At 60.6% G+C, this 25,615-nt stretch carries 25 protein-coding genes; 12 read left to right on the top strand and 13 right to left on the bottom strand.

What is annotated here, in order from left to right; genetic code table 11:
- Positions 1–48 precede the first annotated feature (48 nt).
- Positions 49–405, top strand: a complete 357-nt coding sequence (locus AACY30_RS03855; protein ID WP_010208721.1) for a 4a-hydroxytetrahydrobiopterin dehydratase — start codon at positions 49–51, stop codon at positions 403–405.
- Entirely contained in the window at positions 405–1,598 is a 1,194-nt protein-coding gene (locus AACY30_RS03850) for an amino acid aminotransferase (protein ID WP_339539784.1), read from the top strand. The genes AACY30_RS03855 and AACY30_RS03850 overlap by 1 nt, the downstream gene beginning before the upstream one ends.
- A gap of 122 nt (positions 1,599–1,720) precedes the next feature.
- Here AACY30_RS03850 and AACY30_RS03845 read toward each other — a convergent pair whose 3' ends face one another.
- Positions 1,721–2,530 (bottom strand): UDP-2,3-diacylglucosamine diphosphatase, encoded by an 810-nt coding sequence (locus AACY30_RS03845; protein ID WP_056861436.1) that lies wholly within the window; start codon positions 2,528–2,530, stop codon positions 1,721–1,723.
- Between the two features lie 137 nt (positions 2,531–2,667).
- Between AACY30_RS03845 and AACY30_RS03840 the strand changes: the two genes are divergently transcribed.
- Both AACY30_RS03840 and AACY30_RS03835 read left to right on the top strand, forming a co-directional pair.
- Positions 2,668–3,417 (top strand): AraC family transcriptional regulator, encoded by a 750-nt coding sequence (locus AACY30_RS03840; protein ID WP_339468088.1) that lies wholly within the window; start codon positions 2,668–2,670, stop codon positions 3,415–3,417.
- A gap of 99 nt (positions 3,418–3,516) precedes the next feature.
- Positions 3,517–4,401 carry a DMT family transporter gene (locus AACY30_RS03835; protein ID WP_339416652.1) on the top strand — a complete coding sequence of 295 codons (885 nt, stop codon included), beginning with the start codon at positions 3,517–3,519 and terminating at the stop codon, positions 4,399–4,401.
- A gap of 10 nt (positions 4,402–4,411) precedes the next feature.
- Here AACY30_RS03835 and AACY30_RS03830 read toward each other — a convergent pair whose 3' ends face one another.
- Complete coding sequence (locus AACY30_RS03830; protein WP_065873766.1) at positions 4,412–4,699, bottom strand: SelT/SelW/SelH family protein; 288 nt, start codon at positions 4,697–4,699, stop codon at positions 4,412–4,414.
- Between the two features lie 84 nt (positions 4,700–4,783).
- Here AACY30_RS03830 and AACY30_RS03825 point away from each other — a divergent pair, with 84 nt between their 5' ends.
- Positions 4,784–6,973: a patatin-like phospholipase family protein gene (locus AACY30_RS03825; protein WP_339468288.1), complete on the top strand. Its 2,190-nt coding sequence runs from the start codon at positions 4,784–4,786 to the stop codon at positions 6,971–6,973.
- Between the two features lie 63 nt (positions 6,974–7,036).
- Here the strand turns inward: AACY30_RS03825 and AACY30_RS03820 are convergent, their stop codons facing one another.
- Both AACY30_RS03820 and recQ read right to left on the bottom strand, forming a co-directional pair.
- A complete protein-coding gene (locus tag AACY30_RS03820; protein ID WP_304630168.1) occupies positions 7,037–7,471 on the bottom strand; it encodes a MarR family transcriptional regulator in 435 nt (144 codons plus the stop codon).
- Positions 7,472–7,592: 121 nt separating this feature from the next.
- A complete protein-coding gene (gene recQ, locus AACY30_RS03815; RefSeq protein WP_339416657.1) occupies positions 7,593–9,719 on the bottom strand; it encodes a DNA helicase RecQ in 2,127 nt (708 codons plus the stop codon).
- A gap of 275 nt (positions 9,720–9,994) precedes the next feature.
- Between recQ and AACY30_RS03810 the strand changes: the two genes are divergently transcribed.
- From AACY30_RS03810 to AACY30_RS03800, 3 genes are all read left to right on the top strand, one after another.
- Entirely contained in the window at positions 9,995–10,582 is a 588-nt protein-coding gene (locus tag AACY30_RS03810) for a YecA family protein (RefSeq protein WP_339416658.1), read from the top strand.
- 20 nt (positions 10,583–10,602) lie between these two features.
- On the top strand, positions 10,603–10,986 hold the full coding sequence (locus AACY30_RS03805; RefSeq protein WP_339468086.1) for a YbaN family protein: 384 nt from the start codon (positions 10,603–10,605) through the stop codon (positions 10,984–10,986).
- Between the two features lie 180 nt (positions 10,987–11,166).
- Positions 11,167–14,637, top strand: coding sequence for a hybrid sensor histidine kinase/response regulator (locus AACY30_RS03800; RefSeq protein WP_339416659.1), 3,471 nt, complete (start codon positions 11,167–11,169; stop codon positions 14,635–14,637).
- Positions 14,638–14,673: 36 nt separating this feature from the next.
- Here the strand turns inward: AACY30_RS03800 and rmuC are convergent, their stop codons facing one another.
- Together rmuC and AACY30_RS03790 are read right to left on the bottom strand one after the other, a co-directional pair.
- Positions 14,674–16,038 carry a DNA recombination protein RmuC gene (gene rmuC, locus AACY30_RS03795; RefSeq protein ID WP_339416769.1) on the bottom strand — a complete coding sequence of 455 codons (1,365 nt, stop codon included), beginning with the start codon at positions 16,036–16,038 and terminating at the stop codon, positions 14,674–14,676.
- A 175-nt stretch (positions 16,039–16,213) separates the two neighbouring features.
- Positions 16,214–16,537: a sel1 repeat family protein gene (locus AACY30_RS03790; protein ID WP_339539782.1), complete on the bottom strand. Its 324-nt coding sequence runs from the start codon at positions 16,535–16,537 to the stop codon at positions 16,214–16,216.
- A 457-nt stretch (positions 16,538–16,994) separates the two neighbouring features.
- On the opposite strand from AACY30_RS03790, the gene AACY30_RS03785 reads away from it, so the two are divergent.
- From AACY30_RS03785 to AACY30_RS03770, 4 genes are all read left to right on the top strand, one after another.
- Positions 16,995–17,300, top strand: a complete 306-nt coding sequence (locus AACY30_RS03785) for a hypothetical protein (protein ID WP_065873772.1) — start codon at positions 16,995–16,997, stop codon at positions 17,298–17,300.
- 443 nt (positions 17,301–17,743) lie between these two features.
- A complete protein-coding gene (locus tag AACY30_RS03780) occupies positions 17,744–17,968 on the top strand; it encodes a hypothetical protein (protein WP_003175353.1) in 225 nt (74 codons plus the stop codon).
- A 277-nt stretch (positions 17,969–18,245) separates the two neighbouring features.
- Positions 18,246–18,728: a hypothetical protein gene (locus AACY30_RS03775; protein WP_339539780.1), complete on the top strand. Its 483-nt coding sequence runs from the start codon at positions 18,246–18,248 to the stop codon at positions 18,726–18,728.
- A 145-nt stretch (positions 18,729–18,873) separates the two neighbouring features.
- Positions 18,874–20,157 (top strand): OmpP1/FadL family transporter, encoded by a 1,284-nt coding sequence (locus AACY30_RS03770; RefSeq protein WP_339468080.1) that lies wholly within the window; start codon positions 18,874–18,876, stop codon positions 20,155–20,157.
- 65 nt (positions 20,158–20,222) lie between these two features.
- Here the strand turns inward: AACY30_RS03770 and AACY30_RS03765 are convergent, their stop codons facing one another.
- The 7 genes from AACY30_RS03765 to cobU all read right to left on the bottom strand — a co-directional run bounded on the left by AACY30_RS03765 (position 20,223) and on the right by cobU (position 25,511).
- Positions 20,223–20,774: a glutathione peroxidase gene (locus AACY30_RS03765; protein WP_339416663.1), complete on the bottom strand. Its 552-nt coding sequence runs from the start codon at positions 20,772–20,774 to the stop codon at positions 20,223–20,225.
- A gap of 150 nt (positions 20,775–20,924) precedes the next feature.
- On the bottom strand, positions 20,925–22,124 hold the full coding sequence (locus tag AACY30_RS03760; RefSeq protein ID WP_339416771.1) for an MFS transporter: 1,200 nt from the start codon (positions 22,122–22,124) through the stop codon (positions 20,925–20,927).
- A gap of 63 nt (positions 22,125–22,187) precedes the next feature.
- On the bottom strand, positions 22,188–22,592 hold the full coding sequence (locus tag AACY30_RS03755) for a MarR family winged helix-turn-helix transcriptional regulator (RefSeq protein ID WP_339468078.1): 405 nt from the start codon (positions 22,590–22,592) through the stop codon (positions 22,188–22,190).
- 42 nt (positions 22,593–22,634) lie between these two features.
- Positions 22,635–23,363, bottom strand: coding sequence for an adenosylcobinamide-GDP ribazoletransferase (locus AACY30_RS03750; protein WP_339468076.1), 729 nt, complete (start codon positions 23,361–23,363; stop codon positions 22,635–22,637).
- Between the two features lie 2 nt (positions 23,364–23,365).
- Entirely contained in the window at positions 23,366–23,941 is a 576-nt protein-coding gene (gene cobC, locus AACY30_RS03745; protein WP_339539777.1) for an alpha-ribazole phosphatase family protein, read from the bottom strand.
- Positions 23,938–24,993 carry a nicotinate-nucleotide--dimethylbenzimidazole phosphoribosyltransferase gene (cobT, locus tag AACY30_RS03740; RefSeq protein WP_339468072.1) on the bottom strand — a complete coding sequence of 352 codons (1,056 nt, stop codon included), beginning with the start codon at positions 24,991–24,993 and terminating at the stop codon, positions 23,938–23,940. The genes cobC and cobT overlap by 4 nt, the downstream gene beginning before the upstream one ends.
- A complete protein-coding gene (gene cobU / locus AACY30_RS03735) occupies positions 24,990–25,511 on the bottom strand; it encodes a bifunctional adenosylcobinamide kinase/adenosylcobinamide-phosphate guanylyltransferase (RefSeq protein ID WP_339427399.1) in 522 nt (173 codons plus the stop codon). The genes cobT and cobU overlap by 4 nt, the downstream gene beginning before the upstream one ends.
- Positions 25,512–25,615 lie beyond the last annotated feature (104 nt).

Here is a 25,615-nt window from a genome sequence, read left to right as displayed (position 1 = left end):
TTAGGGTGACGCTACTGACCTTCAAACATTCGAATTCAGGACACCTCCATGACCACCTTGAACCAAGCCCACTGCGAAGCCTGCCGCGCCGATGCCCCGCAAGTCAGCGATGAAGAACTGCCGGTGCTGCTCAAGCAGATCCCCGACTGGAACATCGAAGTCCGCGACGGCGTGATGCAGCTGGAAAAGGTTTTCCTGTTCAAGAACTTCAAATTCGCCCTGGCGTTCACCAACGCCATGGGTGAAATCTCCGAAGCCGAAGGTCATCACCCAGGCCTGCTCACTGAGTGGGGCAAAGTCACCGTGACTTGGTGGAGCCACTCCATCAAGGGCCTGCACCGCAACGACTTCATCATGGCCGCACGCACCGACGAAGTGGCCAAGGACGCCGAGGGCCGCAAGTAATGCACTTCGATGCCATAGGCCGCGTGCCCGGCGACCCGATCCTCGGGCTGATGGACCTGTATGCCCAGGACACCAACCCGAACAAATTCGACCTGGGCGTGGGAGTCTACAAGGATGACCAGGGGCTCACGCCCATTCCGCACGCAGTGAAACTGGCCGAGCAGCGCCTGGTAGACACCCAAACCACCAAGACCTACATCGGCGGCCACGGTAATACTGCCTTCGGCTCGCTGATCAGCGAACTGGTACTCGGTGCCGATTCGGCGCTGATCCGCGAACGCCGCGCCGGCGCCACCCAGACTCCAGGCGGCACCGGCGCTCTGCGCCTGAGCGCCGACTTCATCGCCCACAATCTGCCCGGCCGTGGCGTTTGGCTGAGCAACCCGACCTGGCCAATCCACGAAACTATCTTCGCCAAGGCCGGGATTAAGGTCAGCCATTACCCCTACGTGGGTGCTGACAATCGCCTGGACGTGGCGGCGATGCTGGCTACCCTGTCCAGCGTGCCAGAGGGCGACGCGGTGCTGCTGCATGCCTGCTGCCACAACCCGACCGGTTTCGACTTGACCCAGGATGATTGGCGCCAGGTGCTGCAGATCGTGCGCGAGCGCCAACTGCTGCCGCTGATCGACTTCGCTTATCAGGGCTTTGGCGATGGCCTGGAGCAGGACGCCTGGGCCGTGCGCCTATTTGCGGCCGAGCTGCCGGAAGTGTTGGTGACCAGTTCCTGCTCGAAAAATTTTGGCCTGTATAGCGACCGTGTTGGCGCGTTGATCGTGTGTGCGGCGGATGCCGAGAAGCTGACGGATGTGCGCAGCCAGCTTGCTAACACGGCACGCAACCTGTGGTCGACGCCGCCAGATCACGGCGCAGCCGTGGTGGCCACGATTCTGGGCGATGCCGAGCTGAAAAAGCGATGGAGCAATGAAGTAGAAGCCATGCGCTCGCGGATCGCGCACTTGCGATCCGGGCTGGTGGAGGCATTGGCGCCCCACGGTTTGTCGGAGCGGTTTGCCCATATTGGGGCGCAGCGCGGGATGTTTTCCTATACCGGCTTGAGTGCCGAGCAGGTCAAGCAACTGCGGGAGGAGCACAGCGTGTACATGGTGAGCTCGGGAAGGGCTAACGTGGCGGGGATTGATGCGACGCGGTTGACGTTGCTGGCTCAAGCCATCGCCGACGTCTCTAACTGAAGAAACCGGGATCAAATGTGGGCTGGCTTGCCTGCGATAGCGGTATGTCAGCCCCACATTTTTCACTGACAGATCGCTATCGCAGGCAAGCCAGCTCCCACATTTTTGACCCAGTGCAGCCTCTAGCCCGCAACCATCTCAGCCTTTAGCAGTGCCTCTTTCGCCTGCGCATCCGCCAACCGATACAACTCGATACTCCCATCCCAGTGCTCGATCAACGCCGTGCACGACTCCACCCAATCCCCGCAGTTGAGGTAATCCACCTCGCCCACCTTGCGAATCTCCGCATGGTGGATATGCCCGCACACCACGCCATGCAACTCGCGCTTGGTCACTTCGTGGGCGATCGCTTCTTCGAAATCGCTGATGAAACTCACCGCCGTCTTGACCTTGTGCTTGAGGTACGCCGACAGCGACCAATAGCCATAGCCATACCGCGCACGCCAATGGTTCAGCCAGCGGTTCAGCGTAAGCGTGAACTCATAGGCCGAGTCACCGAGAAACGCCAACCAACGGTGATAGCGGGTGATCACGTCGAACTGATCGCCATGGATCACCAACAGATGACGGCCATCAGCAGTCACGTGCACCGCTTCATCCACCAGTTGAATATTGCCCAGGATCAGCTTGGAGTAGCGGCGCAGGAATTCATCGTGGTTGCCGGTGACGTAGATGACCTCGGTGCCGCGCTTGGCCATGGTCAGCAAGCGGCGGATCACGTTGGTGTGGGCCTGGGGCCAATACATGCCGCCGCGCATTTTCCAGCCGTCAATGATGTCGCCTACCAGGTAGACCTTGTCGGCGTGGTAGCCCTTGAGGAACTGCGACAAATGTTCGGCCTGGCAATCCCGGGTGCCCAGGTGCACGTCGGAAATCCACAGGGTACGAACCCGTTGCTTACGGCTGGGTTTGACGAACTCGGCACTGGTCATGGGCATCCCTCGACGCTGTTTTCGCGAGCTTGCGCCTCGACGGTTAATAGCCCATGACAGCTGTGCGTCAGTCTGATGACAGCGCCGGCCGACCGAGAAGCGTTGTAGACTGCCGGCTTGCAGCCCAGGAGACCGCGATGAGCCCCACTCTCACGCTACGCCATTACCTCGAAGCGCCCATCGCCCACAGCCATGATCATGCGCAGTTGGTGTTCGGCCTGTCCGGGCACCTGGATTTCGAAGTGGAGGGCCGTGGCAGCCAGGTGCGCGAAAGCAGCGTGATGGTGCTGCCCTTCTCCGCCCATCATGCCTGTGGCAGCCGCGATGGCAGCCGCTGCCTGGTGCTGGACGTGCCCACCGAGCACTGGGTACTGCAATCGTTGGGCGAACATGCCGATGCCAGTCGCCGGCTGCTCGATCAACCCACGCGACTCGCCCTGGATTCGCGGCAAAGCCAACTGGTGCATTGGCTGGCGCTGAGCCCGGTGGATGATCCGCTGATCGTCCAGCAAGGCGCGGTGCTGTTGTTGGCCAGCCTCAATCACCCGCTGGCTCAACCGCTGCCGGGCCGGCGCCTGCCGTACGAGGCATTCAATGCGCATATCGAGCGCCACGTTGCACACCCGCTGCAGGTAGCCGACCTGGCGCGCATCGCAGACCTGTCGGTGGCGCGCTTGCACGCACGGTTCATGGCGGAATGCGGGCAGACGCCGATGGACTATATCCGCCGCCGTCGCCTGCACATGGCCTTGGACCTGCTGCGCAAAACGCCATTACCCATTGGTGAAATCGCCGATCGCGTCGGCTATACCTCGCAAAGCGCATTTGCGGCCGCGATGCTGCGTGAGTTTGGCGCCTCGCCGGGCGCATTGCGGCGCAACGCGTAGGACGAGTCTCGCGATAAAAATCGCGAGCCGGACGACAGACGCCTACACGGCAGCCCCACTAGACTGCGCTTCTGTCACCCGCTTGATTCAAGGATCGCAATGACTCCCCGCTCAGCCCTCGGCGCCCTGCACATCGGCGCATTGATGTTTGGCCTTACCGGTGTATTTGGCAAACTGGCGGCCGCCTCGCCCGCCATCATCGTCTTTGGGCGTGCCGTGTTTGCCGTGATTGCCCTGGCGCTATTTGCACGGTTCGCGAGCAACACTGCCTGGAAAAAGCTGGAACTGCGCGACTGGCGCCGGCTGCTGGTCAGCGGCGTATTGCTGGCCGCGCATTGGGTAACGTTCTTTATTGCCGTCAAGGTGGCCGGCGTGGCCGTCGCGACCCTGGGGTTTACCGCGTTCCCGGCCTTTACCGTGATCCTCGAAGGACTGATTTTCCGCGAGCGCATTCGCGCCAATGAAGTGCTGTTGGTGGTGCTGGTCAGCATCGGCCTGGTGCTGGTCACGCCGGACTTCAATCTTGCCAGCGAAGCCACCGGCGGGTTGCTCTGGGGGATCGCCTCGGGGCTGCTGTTTTCCCTGCTGTCACTGAACAATCGCGCCAGTTCCGGGCGCATCCCTGCGGTGCAGGCGGCGCTGTGCCAGAACGTGGTGGTTGCAGCGTGCCTTTTGCCGGTCGCGGCGCCTGGGGTGGCGGATGTGCAAGCGATTGACTGGCTGTGGATCGGTTTGCTCGGCGTGTTCTGCACGGGCCTGGCCCACAGCCTGTTTGTCGCCAGCCTCGCGGTGATCAAGGCACGCACGGCTTCGGTGGTGTTTGCCATGGAGCCGGTCTACGGTATCACTGCGGCCTGGCTACTGTTTGCCGAAACCCCGACACTGCGCATGCTGCTCGGCGGCGTGCTGATCATCGTCGCGATCGTGCTGTCGGGGTTGATGGGCGGCGCCAGCCAGGCCAAACAGCCTGCGGCAACGGCCTGATCTCTGACGCTCACTGCGTGCGGTCGTTGTGCCCTAGATCCCGTTGCGGGTCGATCTGGTCGCGCACGCGCTGCTTGAGCACCTTGGCTTCAGGGAAACCGCCGTCGGCCTTGCGCTCCCAGATCTGCACGCCATCACAGGTGATGCGAAACGCGCCGCCGGTGGCGGGCGCCAGTGACACTTTGCCCAGGTCATCGGCAAACGTGCTCAACAATTCCTGCGCCAGCCAGGCGGCGCGAAGTAGCCACTGGCACTGAGTGCAATAGGTGATAACGATCTCGGGTTTGATCGACGACATAATTTGAGAAGCTCCAGGCGTAACGGGCTTGGCGGATCGAGTGGCTATAATACCGGCCTTTATCGCCCAGCCTTGAGATTCATGATGCGCCGCCTGCTGTCCTGCCTGTTTCTGTGCTTACTTCCCCTTGTTGCCGACGCCATTGAGCCGCCACGCCCGAAAATCGGCCTGGTGCTGTCCGGTGGCGCCGCCCGTGGCCTTGCGCATATCGGCGTACTCAAGGCGCTGGAGGAGCAAGGCATCCAGATCGATGCGATTGCCGGCACCAGCATGGGCGCGGTGATCGGTGGGCTGTACGCGTCGGGCTATAAAATCGATGAGCTGGAAAAGCTGGCGCTGAGCATCGACTGGCAGCAGGCCCTGTCCGATGCGCCGCCGCGGGAAGACGTACCGTTTCGGCGCAAGCAGGATGACCGGGACTTCCTGGTCAAGCAAAAACTCAGCTTCCGCGACGACGGCAGCCTCGGCTTGCCACTGGGCGTGATCCAGGGCCAGAACCTGGCGCTGCTGCTGGAAAGCATGTTCGCCCACAGCAGCAACACGCGTAACTTCGACAAGCTGCCAATCCCCTTCCGCGCAGTAGCGACCGATATCACCACCGGCGAAAAGGTAGTATTCCGCAAGGGCCACCTGCCCCAGGTGATCCGCGCCAGCATGTCGATCCCGGCCGTGTTCGCTCCGGTTGAACTGGACGGAAGATTGCTGGTGGACGGCGGCATGACCGATAACATCCCACTGGATGTGGCACGGGAAATGGGCGTGGATATCGCCATTGTCGTGGACATCGGCACCCCGCTGCGCTCGCGCAAGCAACTGGCCACGGTGGTGGACGTGCTTAACCAATCCATCACCCTGATGACCCGGCGCAACTCTGAAGAGCAACTCAAGGACCTGCACCCCAAGGACGTGCTGATCCAGCCGCCGCTCGCTGCCTATGGCGTGACCGACTTCGGCCGCGCCAAGGACATGATCGACGCCGGCTACCGCGCTACCCGCGCCCTCGATGCCCGCCTCGCCCATCTGCGCCCCGCCGAGCCAATCGACCCGCAACTGGTGGCCGCCCGTACCCCAGGGGAACGCACGCCGATAATCACCGCCATCAGCGTGGAAAACGACTCGAAAGTCAGCGACGACGTGATCCGCTACTACATCCGCCAGAACCTGGGCGAGCCGCTGGAACTGGGCCGCCTGCAAACCGACATGGGCACCCTGTATGGTCTGGATTACTTCGAACAAGTGCAATACCGCGTAATCAAGAAAGGCAAGGAAAACACGTTGGTGATCAGCGCGCGCGGCAAGCGCAGCGGTACCGATTACCTGCGCCTGGGCCTGAACCTGTCGGATGACATGCGCGGCGATAGCGCCTTCAACCTTGGCGCGAGCTACCGCGTGAACGGTATCAACCGCCTTGGCGCCGAATGGCTGACACGGGTGCAAATCGGTGATCGACAAGAGCTGTACAGCGAGTTCTACCAGCCGATGGACACTGGCTCGCGTTACTTTGTCGCCCCTTATATCAGCGCCCAGGCGCAGAACGTCGAACTGATCCTGGACAACGACCCCATCTCCGAATACCGCCTGGAACGCTACGGTTTCGGCTTGAACGTAGGGCGCCAGATTGGTAACAATGGCGAGATCCGCTTCGGCGTCGGTGAAGCCTGGGGCAAGGCGGACGTACGCATCGGCGACCGCGACCTGCCCAGCGTGAGTTTCAGCGAGGGCTTCTATGAGCTGAAGTACTCCTTCGACACCCTGGACAATGTGTACTTTCCCCACACCGGCGAAGACATCGGCCTGGCCTACCGCGAATTCGAACCGGGGCTGGGCTCGGACCAGCGCTACCGCCAATGGGAGTTCAAGTTGGACAAGGCCATGAGCCACGGCCCGGACACACTTGTGCTGGGGGGGCGCTATGGGCGCACGCTGGATGATTCGGATGTGGTGATTTCCAGCTTCCTGCTGGGGGGCGCGCGGCAGTTGTCGGGCTTCCGCCAGGATGCGATCTCGGGCCAGAACATCAGCTTGATGCGGGCGGTGTACTACCGCCGGCTCACGCCACGCTCGTACCTGCCACTGGATTTCCCGTTGTACCTGGGTGCGTCACTGGAACGCGGCCGGGCGTGGAACAACGACAATGAGTTCGACAGCGGCTATATCAACGCGGCGAGTATTTTCCTGGGCTTTGATACACCGTTGGGGCCGCTGAACTTCAGTTATGGGTTCAATGATGACAACCAGAAGGCGGTGTATTTGAACCTGGGGCAGACGTTCTAAATGATGCGCGAGGCTTCGTAGTGAGCGGGCTTGTCGAATCGTCGCACCGCCCGCTCATACAGTTCAGGACTTTTCCAGGTTCGCCAGGATGCGCCCGTGCACGCGCATGCACACACTCAAATCGGCTTCATCCACACCCACAAATAACTCGTGACGCAACGCCGTGGCGATCGTCTCGATCTGCTCGATCAGTGGCCGGGCGGTATCACACAGCAGGATGCGCTTGGCACGACGGTCTTCCACCACCGCCTGGCGTTGCACCAGGCCCTGTCCTTCAAGGCTGTCCAGCAGCCGGGCCAGTGTCGGCCCTTCGACGCCAACGCTTTGCGCCAACTCACGCTGGGTGGGCGCTTCTTCGAAACGGGCCAGGTGCAGCAGCACCAGCCACCGAGCCTGGGACAAGCCAAGCCCCGCCAAACGGCGGTCCAGCTCGGCGCGCCAACCACGAGACATCTGCGCCAGTTGCATGCCAAATCGGTGTTGATCGGTTAACGGCATAAAAAACTCTTGTTTTAGACTGAAAATAAAGCGTGGCTAATTATTAGTCAGCTAAGCATGAGCGTTGCCAGTAGGCAAGAGTTGCTATGTACTGATCTATTACATTGTCGTAATTGGCGCACTAAATCTCGAACTCAGACTGCAAAGCCGCCCGCACGCAGTACAAAACACCCTCAGGAACACGCCCGGTGAACAGCGGCGCGATCTCCGCCACAGGTGGCAATTCGCCCTCCCCGTCGAGGAACGCATCCTGGATTTCGCCGAGCAGATCCTCTGGCAAATCAAGCGCCTGCTCCAACGACAGCTGCTGCTTGCCGATGGATTCCGCCAGCAAGGTGTAGACGTTTTTCTCCGAGCACTGCAACTGACCGGCGATCTGGATCGGGGTCATTCCGGCGCGTGCCAGGCTGATCAGTTCGTGGCGGATATCGGCGACTTCCTTCGGCGCTTCGGCCTGGCCGCCGAGCACTTCAAGAAAGGCCTGGCCGTAGCGCTCCAGCTTGCGTGCGCCCACGCCACTGACGCGCGCCATCTCGGCCATGCTGGTGGGTTGCTCGCGCAACATCTCCAGCAGGGTGGAGTCGGGGAAAATAACGTACGGCGGCACGCTGTGTTCCTGCGCCAGTTTGCGGCGCAGGGTGCGCAAGGCTTCCCACTGCTCGCGCTCTTCACCACGCACCAGTTGGCTGGCCTGGCTGGTGCTGCTCTTGGCGGTGGTCTGCGGTTTGAGGTCGCGGCGCAACTCCAGGCTCACTTCGCCCTTGAGCAACGGCCGGCAACTGTCGTTGAGGCGCAGGCCGCCATAACCTTCGATGTCGATGTCCACCAGCCCGCGTGCAACCATCTGCCGGAACAACGAACGCCACTCTCCGTCGGCGCGGGCCTTGCCGACGCCGTACACCGAAAGTTTCTCGTGGCCGAAGCTGCGCACTTTCTCGTTGTCCTTGCCCAGCAACACGTCCACCAAATGACCGACGCCATAACGCTGGCCCGTGCGATAAATAGCGGACAGAGCCTGACGCGCCGGCTCAGTGGCGTCCCAGGTCTGCACGCCATCAATGCAGTTGTCGCAATGGCCGCAAGGCTCAGGCATGTCTTCGTCAAAATACGCCAGCAAGGTCTGGCGACGGCAACGAGTCTCTTCACACAGCGAGAGCATCGCGTCGAGCTTGTGCTGCTCCAGGCGTTTGTGACGCTCGTCGCCTTCGGAGTTCTGCAGCATCTGCTTGAGCATCACCACGTCTTGCAGGCCGTAGACCATCCAGGCATCCGCCGGCAGACCATCACGGCCGGCGCGACCGGTTTCCTGGTAGTACGCCTCAAGGGATTTGGGCAGGTCCATATGCGCGACAAAGCGCACGTTGGATTTGTCGATGCCCATGCCGAACGCGATGGTAGCTACCATGATCAGGCCTTCCTCATTGAGGAAGCGCTTCTGGTGCGCAGAGCGCGTTTCGTTGGGCAGGCCGGCGTGATAAGGCAGCGCCGGGTAGCCTTGCTCGCAGAGGAACGCGGCGACTTCATCAACTTTTTTGCGCGACAGGCAATAGACGATGCCCGCGTCGCTGCGCCGCTCGGACAGGAACGCGAGCAACTGCTTGCGCGGCTGCTCCTTGGGTACGATGCGGTAGAAAATATTCGGCCGGTCAAAGCTCGACAGAAAGCGCTCGGCGTTCTGCAAGTGCAGCCGCTCGACGATTTCTTCGCGGGTGCGCTTGTCGGCGGTGGCCGTCAGGGCGATACGCGGAACGTCGGGGAACAACTCAGCCAATTGCCCCAGTTGCAGGTATTCGCGACGGAAATCGTGGCCCCATTGCGATACGCAGTGGGCTTCGTCGATGGCGAACAGGGCGATTTCCAGGCTCTGCAGAAAGGCCAGCATGCGCGGCTGCACCAGGCGCTCAGGGGCCAGGTAAAGCATTTTCACTTCACCGCGCTTGATGCGAGCCGCCAGGTCGCGCTGTTGCTCGGCACTGAGGGTAGAGTTCAAGGCCGCCGCAGCGACGCCGAGCTCTTCCAAGGTTGCCACTTGGTCGTCCATCAATGCGATCAGCGGCGACACCACCACCGCCAGGCCATTGCGCAACAGCGCCGGCACCTGGAAGCACAACGACTTGCCGCCCCCGGTAGGCATCAAGACCAGTGCGTCACCACCACTGGCCACGCGCTCAATGATCGCACCCTGGCGGCCACGAAAACTGTCGTAGCCGAAGATGTCCTTGAGGACGCGTTGAGCCTGCTCGAGCATGTAAAACTCCAAAAAAGTGCGCAAATCCCTCTGTACAGGCTGGTCGAAAAAACACGATCTCACGGGAAATAATCCGTAAGCGAAGTTTTCGCGCGCTGGGCTTGACCTGCGAGGGCATCACAAAACGCGGCAGTATACCCGAGCGATACCCGGCAAAGGGTGCCACTGACGAATTGCAGCCCGTCTCTTAAAGCGGGCAAATCTGCATGGCGGCTGGCCTGGGCGCTCAAGAAAGCCTAGAATTCAGCATCGTTTATTTCCAAGGTAGTCCTTCAATGTCCTTCGCTGAGCAACTAACCCGCCTGCAAGCCTTCCTCGACGCCGATGAGCTGCATGACGAGGCGCTGGACTACGTGGCCGCCCACGGCTACCTGACCGCCCTGTCGATCTGCGCCGAGATCGTACCCGACCGTGAATGGATCGACGCACTGTTCGCCGAAGAGCCGCACTACGCCGACGACGCCCAACGCGAAGAAATCGAATCCACCCTGTTGGCCCTCAAGGCCCACATCGGTCGCCAACTGGCGTCGGACGAAGAATTCGAGCTGCCATGCGAGCTGGACCTGGGCGAAGAGCCGGACGACTCCGACCTGCGCGGCTGGTGCATCGGCTTCATGGAAGGCGTGTTCCTGCGCGAAGCCGCCTGGTTCGAAACTGCCGAGGAAGAAGTCAGCGAAATGTTGCTGCCGATCATGGTGGGGTCGGGCCTGTTCGACGACCAGCCGGAGTTCGCCGATATCGCCGCCGACGCCAACCTGATGGACGACATGATCGTACAGATCCCGGAAGCCCTCACCGCGCTGTACCTGCTGTGCAACGCCCCTGACGAAAAACCGGCGATCCTCAAGCCACGTCACCACTGAGTCGCTTGCCCGTGACACCCATGGGCAATCGTTCGCTGCTCGTGCGCTACGTGCTGCTGGCCATCGGCTGGTTGAGCGTAGCGCTGGGAGTGATCGGCATTTTCCTACCGGTCTTGCCGACTACGCCCTTCCTGCTTCTCGCCGCCGCCTGCTTCGCCCGAAGCTCCCCACGCTTCTACCACTGGCTGGTGCAACACCCGCGCCTGGGTCCGTGGATCCGTGACTACCTGGACGGCAACGGTATCCCTCTTAAAGGCAAGGTCTACGCCATCGGCTTGATGTGGTTGAGCATCAGTGTGTCCTGCTACCTGGTGCCATTACCGTGGGCACGTGGCTTCATGTTGACCAGTGCCGTGCTGGTGACGATCTACATCCTGCGCCAAAAGACCCTGCCGCCCCGGTAACGGCGGCGTCCGGCTTGCCTGCGAGCGAGCCCTCTACGTGGCCGCTGTCGAGGCATCGAACCGCCGGCTCTCACACGCACCACTCACCCGACCTTGGTCGACACTGACTAACCCCGAGCATCATGCGAGACTGTCCAACCGGGCCTGGAATGCTCGGGTGTTCCCATGCTCGGAGTTACCATGACGCTGTCCAGCGGGCTGATCGCCGCCGTTGCCCTGGCCTATATGGCCATTATGTTTGCCATCGCCTTCTATGGTGACCGTCGCCGTGCGCCACTGCCGCCGCGCATGCGTGCCTGGGTGTATAGCCTGTCACTGGCCGTGTATTGCACCAGTTGGACCTTCTTCGGTGCTGTAGGTCAGGCCGCCGAACAGTTGTGGGCATTTTTACCGATCTACCTGGGCCCGGTGCTGTTGCTGGTGTTGGCACCTTGGGTCCTGCAAAAGATGATCTTGATCAGCAAGCAGGAAAACATCACGTCCATCGCCGACTTTATCGCCGCGCGCTACGGTAAATCCCAATCGTTGGCAGTGGTGGTCGCGTTGATCTGCCTGGTGGGGGTACTGCCCTACATCGCGCTGCAACTCAAAGGCATCGTACTGGGAGTCAATCTGCTGATCGGCGCTGGCGCCGACACCACCGGCACTCGCGCTCAAGACACCGCGCTGATCGTGTCGCTGGTGTTGGCGCTGTTCACGATTGTCTTCGGTACACGCAACCTCGACGCCACGGAGCACCACCGCGGTATGGTGCTGGCGATTGCGTTTGAATCCCTCGTCAAGCTGTTCGCGTTTCTCGCGGTTGGCGCGTTTGTGACCTACGGTTTGTATGACGGATTCGGCGACCTGTTCAGCCAAGCGATGCTCGCCCCCCGCCTGGATGAATACTGGAAAGAGACCGTCAACTGGCCGTCCATGGTTGTGCAGACCGGCGTGGCCATGATGGCGATCATCTGCCTGCCTCGGCAGTTCCATGTCACGGTGGTGGAGAACATCGACCCTCAGGATTTGCGCCTGGCCAAATGGGTGTTTCCCGCGTATCTGATTCTTGCCGCGCTGTTTGTAGTACCGATCGCCTTGGGCGGCAAGATGCTGCTGCCCAGTTCGGTAATGCCGGACTCCTACGTGATCAGCCTGCCGATGGCCGAAGCCCATCCCGCACTCGCCGTACTGGCGTTTATCGGCGGCGCTTCAGCGGCCACCGGCATGGTGATCGTGGCGAGCATTGCCTTGTCGACCATGGTTTCCAACGACATGTTGCTGCCATGGCTGCTGCGCCGTTCCGGCGCCGAGCGACCGTTCGAAGTGTTCCGCCACTGGATGCTGTCGGTACGCCGGGTCAGCATCGTGATCATCCTGCTGTTGGCCTACGTGAGCTATCGCCTGTTGGGCTCAACCGCGAGCCTGGCGACCATCGGCCAGATCGCCTTTGCAGCCGTCACCCAATTGGCGCCGGCCATGCTCGGCGCCCTGTATTGGAAGCAAGCCAACCGACGCGGTGTATTCGCGGGGCTCGCTGCGGGCACTTTCCTGTGGTTCTACACTTTGGTCCTACCGGTTACGGCGAAAAGCCTGGGTTGGTCCCTTAGCCTTTTTCCAGGACTGACCTGGATGCACTCGCACCCACTCGGTCTGTCCGTCACCTCATTGACCTTGGGTACCGTGTTTTCCCTGGCGGGTAACTTCACGCTGTTTGTGTGGGTATCGATGCTGTCCCGCACGCGGGTTTCCGAGCATTGGCAAGCCGGGCGGTTTATCGGCCAGGAAATCAGCCAGCGCGCCACCGCGCGCTCGATGCTGTCGGTGCAGATCAGCGACTTGCTCAGCCTGGCCGCACGCTTTGTGGGTGAGGAACGGGCACAGCAAAGCTTTATCCGCTTTGCCTATCGACAGGGTAAAGGCTTCAACCCCAATCAGAATGCCGACAACGAGTGGATCGCCCACACCGAGCGGTTGCTGGCGGGTGTGCTCGGTGCATCGTCGACCCGGGCGGTGGTGAAAGCCGCCATCGAAGGGCGCGAAATGCAGCTGGAGGACGTAGTACGCATCGCCGATGAAGCGTCGGAAGTGCTGCAGTTCAACCGCGCATTGCTTCAAGGCGCTATTGAGAACATCACCCAGGGCATCAGCGTGGTCGATCAGTCCCTCAAACTGGTGGCCTGGAACCGGCGTTATCTGGAGCTGTTCAATTACCCGGACGGTCTGATAAGCGTCGGTCGGCCGATTGCCGACATCATCCGCTACAACGCCGAACGCGGCCTGTGCGGGCCGGGCGAGGCCGAGGTTCACGTGGCGCGTCGCCTGCACTGGATGCGTCAGGGCCGCGCACATACCTCTGAACGTTTATTCCCCAATGGGCGGGTGATTGAGCTGATCGGCAACCCGATGCCCGGCGGCGGTTTCGTCATGAGCTTCACTGACATTACCGCCTTCCGCGAAGCCGAGCAGGCACTCACGGAGGCCAACGAAGGCCTGGAACAACGGGTGACCGAGCGCACCCATGAGCTGTCGCAGCTCAACGTGGCGCTCACCGATGCCAAGGGCGTGGCCGAGTCCGCCAGCCAGTCGAAGACGCGCTTCCTGGCGGCGGTCAGCCATGACTTGATGCAGCCCTTGAACGCTGCACGCCTGTTCTCCGCCGCCCTCTCCCATCAGAACGAAGGTCTGTCCGGCGAAGCCCGGCAATTGGTGCAACACCTGGACAGCTCGCTGCGCTCCGCCGAAGACCTGATCAGCGACCTGCTGGACATCTCACGCCTGGAAAACGGCAAAATCAATCCGCAGCGCCAGCCTTTTGTTCTCAACGAACTGTTCGACACCTTGGGCGCAGAGTTCAAGGCGCTGGCCCAGGAGCAGGGCCTGCGCTTCCGCCTGCGCGGCAGTCGAGTGCGTGTCGACAGCGACATCAAGTTACTGCGGCGAATCCTGCAGAATTTTCTCACCAACGCCTTCCGTTATGCCGACGGCCCGGTGCTGCTGGGCGTACGTCGACGCAAGGGCGAACTGTGCCTGGAGGTGTGGGACCGTGGCCCCGGGATACCGCTGGATAAACAGCAGGTGATCTTCGAAGAATTCAAACGTTTGGACAGCCACCAGACCCGCGCGGAGAAAGGCCTGGGGCTTGGCCTGGCCATCGCGGACGGCCTGTGCCGTGTGCTGGGCCACCGCCTGAGCGTGCGCTCATGGCCTGGAAAAGGCAGCGTATTCAGTGTGCGCGTGCCATTGGCGCGCAACCAGGCCAGCCCGCAGGTCAAGACACCACAGGAAACCGGCCTGCCGCTGACCGGTGCTCAGGTGCTGTGCGTGGATAACGAAGAGAGCATTCTGATCGGCATGCGCAGCCTGTTGACGCGCTGGGGCTGTGACGTGTGGACCGCGACGGACAAGGCGCAATGCGCGGCGTTGCTGGCGGATGGCGTGCGCCCGCAACTGGCACTGGTGGACTACCACCTGGACCATGGCGAAACCGGTACTGAGTTGATGGGTTGGCTGCGCGCGCAATTGGCGGAGCCGATCCCCGGCGTGGTGATCAGTGCCGACGGCCGCCCGGAGATGGTGGCCGAGGTGCATGCGGCGGGGCTGGATTATTTGGCTAAACCGGTCAAGCCGGCGGCGTTGCGGGCGTTGCTGAGTCGGCATTTGCCGCTGTAAATTGTTTGTACCCGCCCGCACATTTTTGGTCTGTGTTTATTCAGGTAGATGGGCCACACCATCTGAATCAGTCATCGCGCGCTCCAACAAATCCGCCGGCAAGTTCTTGCTGGCCCGAGCACCGAGCAACCGCAATTGCTCGGTCCGGCTGACCAGATTTCCGCGTCCATCTGTCAGCTTGTTTCGCGCCGAGCTGTAAGCCTTATCCAGCTGTTGTAAGCGGTTACCGACTTCATCCAGGTCTTGGATAAACAGCACGAACTTGTCATACAGCCACCCCGCACGCTCGGCTATTTCCCGCGCGTTCTGGCTCTGGCGCTCCTGCTTCCACAGGCTATCGATCACCCGCAGTGTAGCCAGCAACGTGGTGGGGCTGACGATCACGATATGGCGGTCGAATGCTTCCTGGAACAGATTCGGTTCGGCCTGCAAGGCAGCGGAAAACGCTGCTTCGATCGGCACGAACAGCAACACGAAATCCAGGCTGTGCAGGCCTTCCAGGCGCTTGTAATCCTTACCGGCCAAACCTTTGACGTGGTTGCGCAACGACAGCACGTGCTGCTTCAACGCCGCCTGGCCGATCACATCATCATCCGCTGCCACGTACTGTTGATACGCGGTGAGGCTGACCTTGGAGTCCACCACCACCTGCTTGTCGCCGGGCAACATGATCAGCACGTCTGGCTGGAAACGCTCGCCGTCCGGGCCCTTCAGGCTGACTTGGGTCTGGTACTCGCGGCCTTTCTCCAGGCCAGCATGCTCCAGCACCCGTTCAAGAATCAGCTCGCCCCAGTTGCCCTGGGTTTTCTGGCCTTTAAGGGCACGGGTCAGGTTGGTGGCCTCGTCTGACAGACGCAGGTTCAGTTGCTGTAGGCGCTCAAGCTCCTTGGCCAGGGAAAAGCGCTCGCGCGCCTCGCTCTGATAGCTTTCTTCCACGCGCTTTTCGAAGGACTGAATACGCTCTTTCAATGGGTCGAGCAGTTGGCCCAGGCGCTCCTGGCTGGTTTCGGCGAAGCGCTGTTCACGCTCGTCGAAGATCTTGCCGGCCAGCTCGGCGAACTGTGCACGCAGTTCATCCCGCGAGCCTTGCAAGTCGGCGAGGCGTTGTTGATGGCTGTCCTGTTGTTCACGCAGTTCAGCGCGCAAAGCGGCCGACAACGCATCGAGGCGGCGGAGCTCAGTCTCCCTGGCGCTGCGGTCGAGGTTCCAGGCGTGGGCGGCGTCGCGAGCGTTGTCGCGGTCGATCTGCAGCAGTTCGACTTCGCGGCGAACGGCGGCCAAGTCAGCCTGTTTGGCTGCGTTGGCCTGGCTCAGATCGCTGATCTCATCGCGGCTGGCATCCAGCTGTGCGGCGAGGCCTTCCTGGGCCAGTTGCGCGGTCGCCAGGCGCTCTTCGAGCAGTTCCCAGCCGGTCATGCGCGCGGTCAGCCGACGCTGAAGCTGCCAGCACACGACCAATAAAGGCACAGCTGCGCCAGCAAGTCCCAGGGCGATACTGGTCCAGTCAAAAACCATAGACATGTCTGCCATCACCGAAAAAAAGCAAGGTTAGCGGAGCACAGGGCCTGAGGACAGCTCAGTCTTCGACCTGGCCCAGTTCACGCTGGGCGCGGCGGTCACCGGCGCGGGCCGCCAGGCGCAGCAGGTCGTGGCCGATGCGGCGGTCGCGGGCATTTCCGCACTCACGGCACATCAGCTGGCCCAGGCGGCTTTGTGCGACAACCACGCCTTCACGGGCCGGCTGCTTGAGCAAACGCCCGGCGAAGTGTTTGACGTTAGTGTTGTGACCCAGGCGGGGGCTGTCGAGCAACCACAAGGCGACTTTCAAGGAGAAGCGTTTGGGAGCGGTAACAGTTTGAGGAGTGTCGGTAACAGAAGGTGATACTGAGCGAAACTTCATAAAGCACTGCGGGACAGAACGGAAGGCGCGCCACTCTACTCTTTTTTTCGTACAGGTAAAGCTGAAAAAACTCTGTACGCCCGTTCTAGAGCAAGCGCTCGGGACAATCCACAGAAGCTGTGGATAACTCAGTGGACAACCCTGCTTTAACTCGCGCAAAGCCCCATGGTATGGGGGCCGCAGTCAAACTGACGATTTTTTCACCAATAAAAAAAAGCGAGATTTTTCATTGACTTAAATTTCCAATACAGGCTAAAGGCGGCGCTCAAGCGCAGTTGACAGCGGGGTTACACACCGCGCAACTAATGTGCACAAGTACCCATCCGCCGATTATATCGCCGGCTTTTCTTGAAGCAATTCGCCGCAAGAATGTTACCGCCAGGGCAAAACGGGGACTTTTCAAATCTTTGCTGGCTCGCCACACTCCCCGCCCTACAACGCAACGGTGGGTGAGTCGATGAAAGGAATGCTGTTGTTTGCCGTGTTGCTACTGGCCATCTGCTCCGCCTCCCTGGGAATCAATGCGGCACTGCCCTCCCCGGATGGCGCACTGTTTGCCATCGCTATCCTGCTGTCGGCGGCTTTCACTGCCGTGAGCCTGTGCATTGAATTGGGCGAAGGCCGCATCAATGACATGGCCGATGTGATGAAGGTGGTCGAGACCGGCCAGTCACTGCGCTTGACCCTCGCCGCCTACGGATTGGGCTGCTCACTGGCAGCGGCGATCACTGTGCTGGTCTATCGAGGCCTGCTGGGCGGCTGATTGAAGTTTTTTGACTTGCGCACTTCCCTAACCTGATTCAATCCGTTACTATCCGCGGCGTTAGTACCAAGCTGAAAGTCAATTCTGGTCGAACAAGTCCCCTGAACAACACGGGATCGACCACCTCGATGGTTTCCAGGTATCACTTGCGACGACACGGCCTTTGAACAAACAAAGGGTGTCGCGAAGTTTCAATACTCTGACCGAACCAACCTGCAAATTGATCAGGATCTTCACCCCGGGCCCAGAACCTTTGCCCCTGTTGTGTTGCCTGCCCTCCTAAGTACCTACCTGCCAGCCCAAGCGCGCCTAAATTATCAGCGCTTCAAACTGGCTGCTTTGTTCCAGTCGGGTTCTTCGTTTGATCAATAGTGATCAACGTCACTGGAACGTTTTAATACGGCACGGTTCTTATCCGTGTCATTTGTAGGAACACCCATAACATGAACGCTCAAATCCATACTCAGGATGCCATTCGCACCCTCACCAACGCTTTTGCCCCAATGAACTGCCTGATTATGGCCGCTCGCAAAGGCTGCTTCAGCTTCACCCTGGTTAACGAACACGGCATCGCGCGTCACAGCGAACGCCTGTACCCCGATCAATACTCCAGCGCAGAACCGCTGCAGGCCGTGATCGAGCGTACCCGTCAGGCACTGGTTGCCTGATCGACCCGAGTCGCTGAAACACAAAAGACCCTGCTCAAAAGCAGGGTTTTTTATTGCCTGCGATTTGAGTATCGAACTTTTGCCCTAAGTTCAAATAGATATAACCGTTATAACTGGATGGCGAAGATGTTTTAAAAACAGTCCTTTACATCACGAATATGACACTACACTTCAACTCAAGCGGCTTGATCCGCTTCCGGCGAGCCTGAGAGCCGATCCACCGCTGCCAAGCCCCCTTCTCAGGACTCGCCGACCACTTTCACGGATTGAGGCTTGTATGGGTATCGCTGCCAGCGAATTGTGTCGTTATGTGATCCGGCCGACCTTGCTGTACCTCGGCCGCCATAACCCAGCAGCTGAGTCCCTGTTGCTGGGCATTGCCGCCAGCCAGTCAGAACTCGGTTCCGCCCTGCATGACCGGCGTGGACACGGCCTGTACAGCATCACCGAACCTCGCCATCGCGCCTTGTGGGACGATTACCTCGCGCTGGACCCCGATCGCGCGAGCCTGGTACGCGGCCTGGCAAGCCAGCATGCATTCCTCAGCGCGCCGCAACTCGAACTGACGGTCAACCTGCGCTACGCCACGGCCATTGCCTGGCTTTTAGTCGAACAACACACTCCCGCACTGCCTCCGCCGGATGATGTGCTGGGTATGGCGCGTATCTGGAAAGAAATTTTTCACCCTCAGGGACGCCTGCGTGATTTCACTCAAGCCTGGCAAACCTGTGTTTCACCCATGAATCACGTGGCTTGCTGACCGGGCAATTTGCAAGATTCGTCAAAAAACCCGAATTCTGGTCGGATTGTCCTACAAAACTGCTCTATCTCCTACGTTTCAGCCTATAGCGCGATGTTAAATTTATTGATACTTTCCGCAGCGGTGATCACTCGGAGTTCTAATAATGAAAAAAGTAATGCTCAAGACCACACTTAGCCTCGCCGTTGCTATGGCATCCTCCCAACTGTTTGCAAGCGGTTTCGCGCTGAACGAACAGAGCGTGAGCGGGATGGGTACCGGTTTCGCGGGTCGCTCTTCTTCTGCCGATGATGCAAGCACTGTTTACGGTAACCCTGCCGGTATGGCTCGCCTGAATGGGCAGCAAATCACAGGTGGCGTTGCAGCAATTGATGCCTCGACTGACATCAGCGACACCGGCGGCAACTCACGCGGCTCCAATAAAGGCGACATGGTTCCGTTCACTGCGGTGCCATTCGGTTTCTACACCAACAAACTCAATGATCAGTGGGCCATCGGCTTCGGTGTATACGCACCGTTTGGCCTGGTGACCGACTATGAAAATGGCTTTCAGGGCCGTGGCTTCGGCAGCAAGAGCGAAGTGAAGGTCATGACCTTCCAGCCAACTGTCAGCTATGCATTCAACGACCGCGTGTCCATCGGCTTTGGTCCGACCATCAACCGGATTTCCGGTGTACTGGAATCGGACAGGACGCTGAACGCTGCCGTCAGTGATACCAACGTCAAAATCAAGGGCGACGACACCGCGCTGGGCTTCAACGTCGGCGTACTGGTCCAGGCCACCGATACCACCCGTGTCGGCCTGACCTACCACTCGAAGGTCAAGTACAAGCTTGAAGGCCACACCACCGTCAGCGGCCCGTCGGCGACTCAAGCGGTCCTGCGAAACAATCGTTACGACGCTTCGCTGAAAATCGACACGCCTGAGTCCTACGACCTGTCGGTCACTCAAGACCTGACCGATGCCTGGAAACTGTATGGCGGTGCCACTTGGACGCGCTGGAGCCGTCTGAAGGAAATCACCGTCAACAACGAAGGCGTTACTGCCGCTGGCGGCGCTTTGGCACCCAGCCAGCTCAGTTCCATCACCGAAGAACAAAACTGGCACGACACCTGGGCCTACGCAGTGGGTACCTCCTACCAGTTGACCAAGCAAGTCGTGCTGCGTACCGGCCTGACCTTCGACCAGTCGCCCACCAACAACACTGATCGCTCGCCGCGCATCCCGACTGGGGACCGTACGATTTTCAGCGTTGGCCTGGGCTACAAAGTCATGGATAACATGACCGTCGACCTGGCTTACTCCTACCTGAAAGAAGAAGACATCAAGGTCAACCAGACCGCTGATGCACCGTCGACGGCAAGCTACCGCGCCAAGTACGAAAACAGTGCCAACGGTTTCGGCCTGGGCATGACCTACACCTTCTAATCCAGACAGGTGTAAAAAAGCCCCGCTCTCCTGCAAAGGAGACGGGGCTTTTTAATGGCTGACAATCAGGGCTTGGAAGCGATCGCCTCTTCCACCGCCTTGATCAGGTCCGGGCTGTCCGGCTTGGTCAGGCTGGAAAAATTGGCGATCACCTTGCCCTGTCGATCCACCACGTACTTGTAAAAATTCCATTTCGGCGGCGCGTCGGTCTGCTGCGCTAACACCTTGAAAAGGTGTACCGCATCCGGCCCCTTGACCTTCTGTGGCTCGGTCATGGTGAAGGTCACGCCGTAATTCACGTAGCAGACCTTAGCCGTCTCTTCGCCGGTCTTGGCTTCCTGCTTGAAGTCATCGGAGGGCACGCCGATCACTTCCAGCCCTTCGCCCTTGTAGCGCTGGTACAAGGCTTCGAGGCCTTTGAACTGGGGGGCGAACCCACAAAAGCTCGCCGTGTTGACGATGACCAACGGTTTGCCGGCAAACCGCTCGCACAGGTCGATGGATTCCTTGGCGCGCAGCTTGGGCAACTGGCCTTCCAGCAGCGGCGGGCAACTGGCAGCAGAAGCGGCACTGCCAATTGCCATCAGGATGGGTACAGCGAGCCAACGCATCTGCATGTCGTGTGTCCTTGAAAATAATCAGGCCATGAACTTAGCAGATCGTCATACCCAACTGCATCAACGCGAGACCACCTTTCTGCCAGCCCCACCAGGCCAGCAGTACCAAAGTGCCCCCCGCGATGACGACTAAACCACGTATCGCTATGCTCATGCCGCCTCCATCTGCGCCTGCAATCGCGCCACTGGCCGCTCACGCACCGGCCAGTTCAACGCCGCGGCGAGCAGGCTTAACAGAACTGCCACCTGCCAGATCAAATCGTAGTTACCCGTTCGATCATAGACCACCCCACCCAACCAGCCCCCCAGGAACGAACCGAGTTGGTGGAACAGGAACACTATCCCACCAAGCATGGAGAGGTTTCGCACACCAAACAACGTCGCGACGGTGCCGTTGGTCAGCGGCACAGTGGACAGCCACAGGAAGCCCATCGCCATACCAAACGCATAGGCCGTAACTTCGGTAACCGGCGCCCACAGAAACACCACGATCACCACCGCACGCAGCAGGTACAACCCTGTCAACAAACGCGGCTTGGACATGCGCCCGCCGAGCCAGCCAGCGGTGTAGGTACCGAAGATATTGAACAGCCCGATCAGTGCCAGCACCGTGGTGCCTGTGGTGGCTGGCAAGTGCTGATCCACCAGGTACGCCGGCAGGTGCACGCCAATAAACACCACCTGGAAACCGCAAACAAAAAAGCCAAAGGCCAACAGCCAGAACCCGGAGTGAGAGCACGCTTCCTTCAAGGCTTCACGCAAGGTTTGCTGACCGGCCATCACCGGGAGTGGCCGGTCCTTGAGCATGGCGACCAGTGGCAGAATCAGTGCCACCATCAAGCCCAGCGCAAGCAATGCGGCGGACCAGCCCAGCCAACTGATCAAACCCAGTGTGCCCGGCACCATGGCGAACTGACCGAACGAACCGGCAGCACTCGCGATGCCCATCGCCATGCTGCGTTTTTCCGGCGCCACGGCCCGGCCGACCACGCCAAGGATCACCGAAAACGACGTGCCGGACAGCCCGATACCAATCAACAAGCCAGCGCTGAGCGACAACGACCAGGCCGAATCAGACATGCCCATCAACACCAGGCCCACGGCGTACAGGATGCCACCAACAAACACTGCTTTAGTGGCACCAAACCGATCGGCCAGGGCGCCGGTAAACGGCTGCGCCAAACCCCAGATCAGGTTCTGCAAAGCGATCGCGAAGGCGAAGGTCTCACGGCCCCAGCCGAACTCGCTGCTCATCGGCGCCAGGAACAGGCCGAAACCGTGCCGCACACCCAACGACAGTGCCAGGATCAGCGCACTCCCCACAAGAATCCAGCCACTGGTGCGCCACATGGAAGTCATTTCTTATTCTCCGCTCGCGGGTATATACCCGCTTATAGTCGAACAACCCCGCGTTCAGGCGAGTTCGTCCAGCAAGGCCAACAAGGTTTCGCGTTTTTGCGCGCCGAGTTGATCGATCAATTTTTGCTGCGCCGCCTCCCAGGCGGGTAAAGCTGCAGCGAGTCGTGCCTCACCGTCCGCTGTCAGCATCACCAGGCGATTGCGCAGGTCATCGCCTTCCACCAGTTGCACCAGGCCTTCGCCTTCCAACACCCGAAGGTTGCGCCCCAAGGTGCTGCGGTCAAGTCCCATGGCTTCCGCCAGGCTGGAGATGCTCGGCTGATCGAGCCGCTGCAAGTTACACAGCAACGAATACTGGGCGACGTTGATCCCGAAGCCATCAAGGGCGCCGTCGTAATGCCTGCTGACGCCACGGGCGGCACGTCGCAGGTTGATACATAAACATTGGGAGGCAAGCATGGAACGTGTATATACCCGCGATTAAGGAAATGCAAGAAAGTGTTACAGCGCCAGAGCGACCAGAACCGCGACTTCCAGCAGCTCCAGCAAGGCGCCAGCGGTGTCACCCGTGGTACCGCCCAGGCGATTGACCATCAGTCGGCGCAGGCCCATGAAGCAGATTGCAGCGAGCAATACCGCAAGCCCACCCCTGAAGCCGCCGATCAGGATGCAGGCCAAGCCGCTGAGGATCAGTACCTGTTGGCCGACGGTCCTCGGTAAATGATCCGACAACGCCTGGCCCAATCCTCCGGCACGCACATAGCGCGTGGTCAGAAACAGCGCCAGCATCGATGCGCGTCCGATCAGCGGCGCCAGGATCAGCGCTACGCCGTCATGTTGCTCGATCAAGGCCACCAAGGCGGTGAACTTGAGCAGCAGCACCAACCCCAGGGTGACCACGGCAATCGGCCCGCTGCGCGGGTCCTTCATGATCGTGAGCGTACGCTCGCGGTCGCCGAAGCCCCCCAGCCAGGCATCGGCACTGTCCGCAAGACCGTCCAGGTGCAGGCCGCCGCTGAGCAACACCCAGGCCATCAGCACCAGCGCCGCGTGCAATAACAACGGTGCGCCCATCAACGCGGTGTTCAAAGCCCACAACAGCAAACCAAACAATACGCCGACCACCGGATAAAACAGCAGTGAGCGTCCCAGTTCCTGAGGCTGCGGCATGCCCGGCAGACGAATCGGCAGGCTGCTGAGAAATTGCAGGGCGATCCAGAATGGCAGCATGATCACGCCAGCGCCTTGAGCACGCCGTCAGCACAAACTTGCAGGCTGAATAACCCACCGTGGCCGACTTCGACATTCAAGAGTTGCTCCCGGGGCAAACCGCGTGCCTGTGCCAATAACAGGCGCATCACGCCGCCATGAGTGATCAACAGCACGCGCTCACCCGCATAAGTCTGGTGCAGGCGTGCGACAGCACCCAACACGCGCTCGGAAAAGTCACTGACAGGCTCCCCTTCCGGCGGCGTGAAACTGTAGGGGTCGGCCCAGAACAGGCCCAGCCCTTCGGCGTCGGTCTCCATCAAGGCCGCCGCACTCTGCCCTTCCCAGGCGCCGAAGTGCAGTTCTTGCAGCGCCTTTTCCAGCGTGACCGGCACATTGAGCTGAGCGCCCAATTCATCGGCAAACCGCGCGCACCGTTGCAGCGGCGAACTGACCACGCGGTCCCACGGCCCCTGCTCCACTACCGCCGCGCGCATCTGCGCCCAACCCTTGGCGGTGAGTGCGTCGTCCAGGCTGCCACGCAAGCCGCCGCCCAGCTCGGTTTCGCCGTGTCGCAGCAGGTCCAGACGCAAGGTCATGCTGGGCGGCCTGCCACGGCGGCTTCGGCGAAGGTCGCCATCTGCCCGTGCAGCGCACAGGCCAGGCGCAACAACGGCACGGCCAGCGCCGCGCCACTGCCTTCGCCCAGGCGCAGGCTCAGGTCCAGCAGCGGTTGCGCGTCGAGGCTTTGCAGCACATGACGATGACCTGGCTCGGCACCACAATGGCCGAACATCAGCCACTCCCGGCACGCCGGGTTCAAGCGCGTCGCGACCAGTGCGGCGACAGTGCAGATAAACCCATCCACCAGCACCACGATGCCTTCTTGAGCACAAGCCAGATACGCGCCCACCAGGGCGGCAATCTCAAAGCCGCCGAGATTGAACAGGGTGTGCAATGCATCACCGCGCCGTCCGGCGTGTAACGCCAGTGCACGTTCGATCACGGCCACCTTGTGGCTAACGCCCTGAGCATTCAATCCGGTGCCCGGCCCCGTGAGATCACTGACCTGGCAGTCGAGCAAGGCACACGCCAGCGCACTGGCAGCGGTGGTGTTGCCGATGCCCATCTCGCCGCCGATAAACAACTGCGCACCGTTTGCCAATGCACGATGCACGCTGTCGCGTCCGGCTTGCAGGGCCAATTGCCCCTGGACCTCGGTCATCGCCGGACCGTTGACGAAGTTTGCGGTGCCCGCGCCAATATTCAGGTGACGTACACCGGGCAGGTCCAGGGACGGATTCACCGTGCCAAGGTCGACCACTTCCAACTGCGCACCCAGCTGCCGCGCCAAAACGCTGATGGCCGCGCCACCCGTGACAAAGTTAAGCAGCATCTGCCCGGTGACTTCCTGGGGGAATGCCGACACGCCTTCCGCGACCACGCCATGGTCACCGGCGAAGATGACGATCCACAGCTGATCCACCGACGGTTTGACCTGGCCCTGCAAGCCGGCCAATTGCACCGCCAGCGCTTCCAACTGGCCGAGGGAACCGGCCGGCTTGGTCAATTGCTGCTGGCGCGCCAGGGCTTGTTCATACACTTGAGCATCACTCGCCTTACACGGGTTGAGCCACCAGGTGTCAGTCATAACGCAGTACCTTTCAAAGTCAGGGGCAGGCCGGCAACGGTCAGGACCACACGCTGACACTGCTCGGCCAAGGCTTGATGCAGCCAACCGGCTTCATCCACATAGCGGCGAGTCAATTCGCCCAGCGGCACGACACCCAGACCGGTCTCGTTGCTGACAAAAATGATTTCACCCGGCAGCGAGGCCAGGGTTTGCAGCAGTTGATCGCGCTCCAAAGCCAGGCGCTTCGGGTCTTCGAGCATCAGCAGATTGGTCAGCCACAGGGTCAGGCAATCCACCAGCAGGCAGCCCTCGGCAGCCGCGTTTTCGCGCAGCACACGCGCCAGTTCGATGGGCTCTTCGACCAGGCCCCAATGGTCGGGGCGACGTTGACGATGCAAGGCGACACGCTCATTCATCTCGCCATCCAAGGGTTGGCTGGTGGCGATGTAAGTGACCGGCAAAGCGCTGTCGCTGGCGAGTTTTTCGGCAAGACGGCTTTTGCCGGAACGGGCGCCGCCGAGGATCAGTTGGAGCATAGCGTCACACCTTTATTTACAACGCGGTCAAATGTGGGAGCTGGCTTGCCTGCGATGCAGTCACCTCGGTGTATCAGGGAGACCCGGTTGATGCCATCGCAGGC

Source organism: Pseudomonas sp. RA_5y_Pfl1_P24 (assembly GCF_963970945.1).
GTDB classification, from domain to species: domain Bacteria; phylum Pseudomonadota; class Gammaproteobacteria; order Pseudomonadales; family Pseudomonadaceae; genus Aquipseudomonas; species Aquipseudomonas tritici.
Note: the sequence above shows the minus strand (reverse complement) of the source record. Positions and strands in the feature narration are given on the sequence as shown.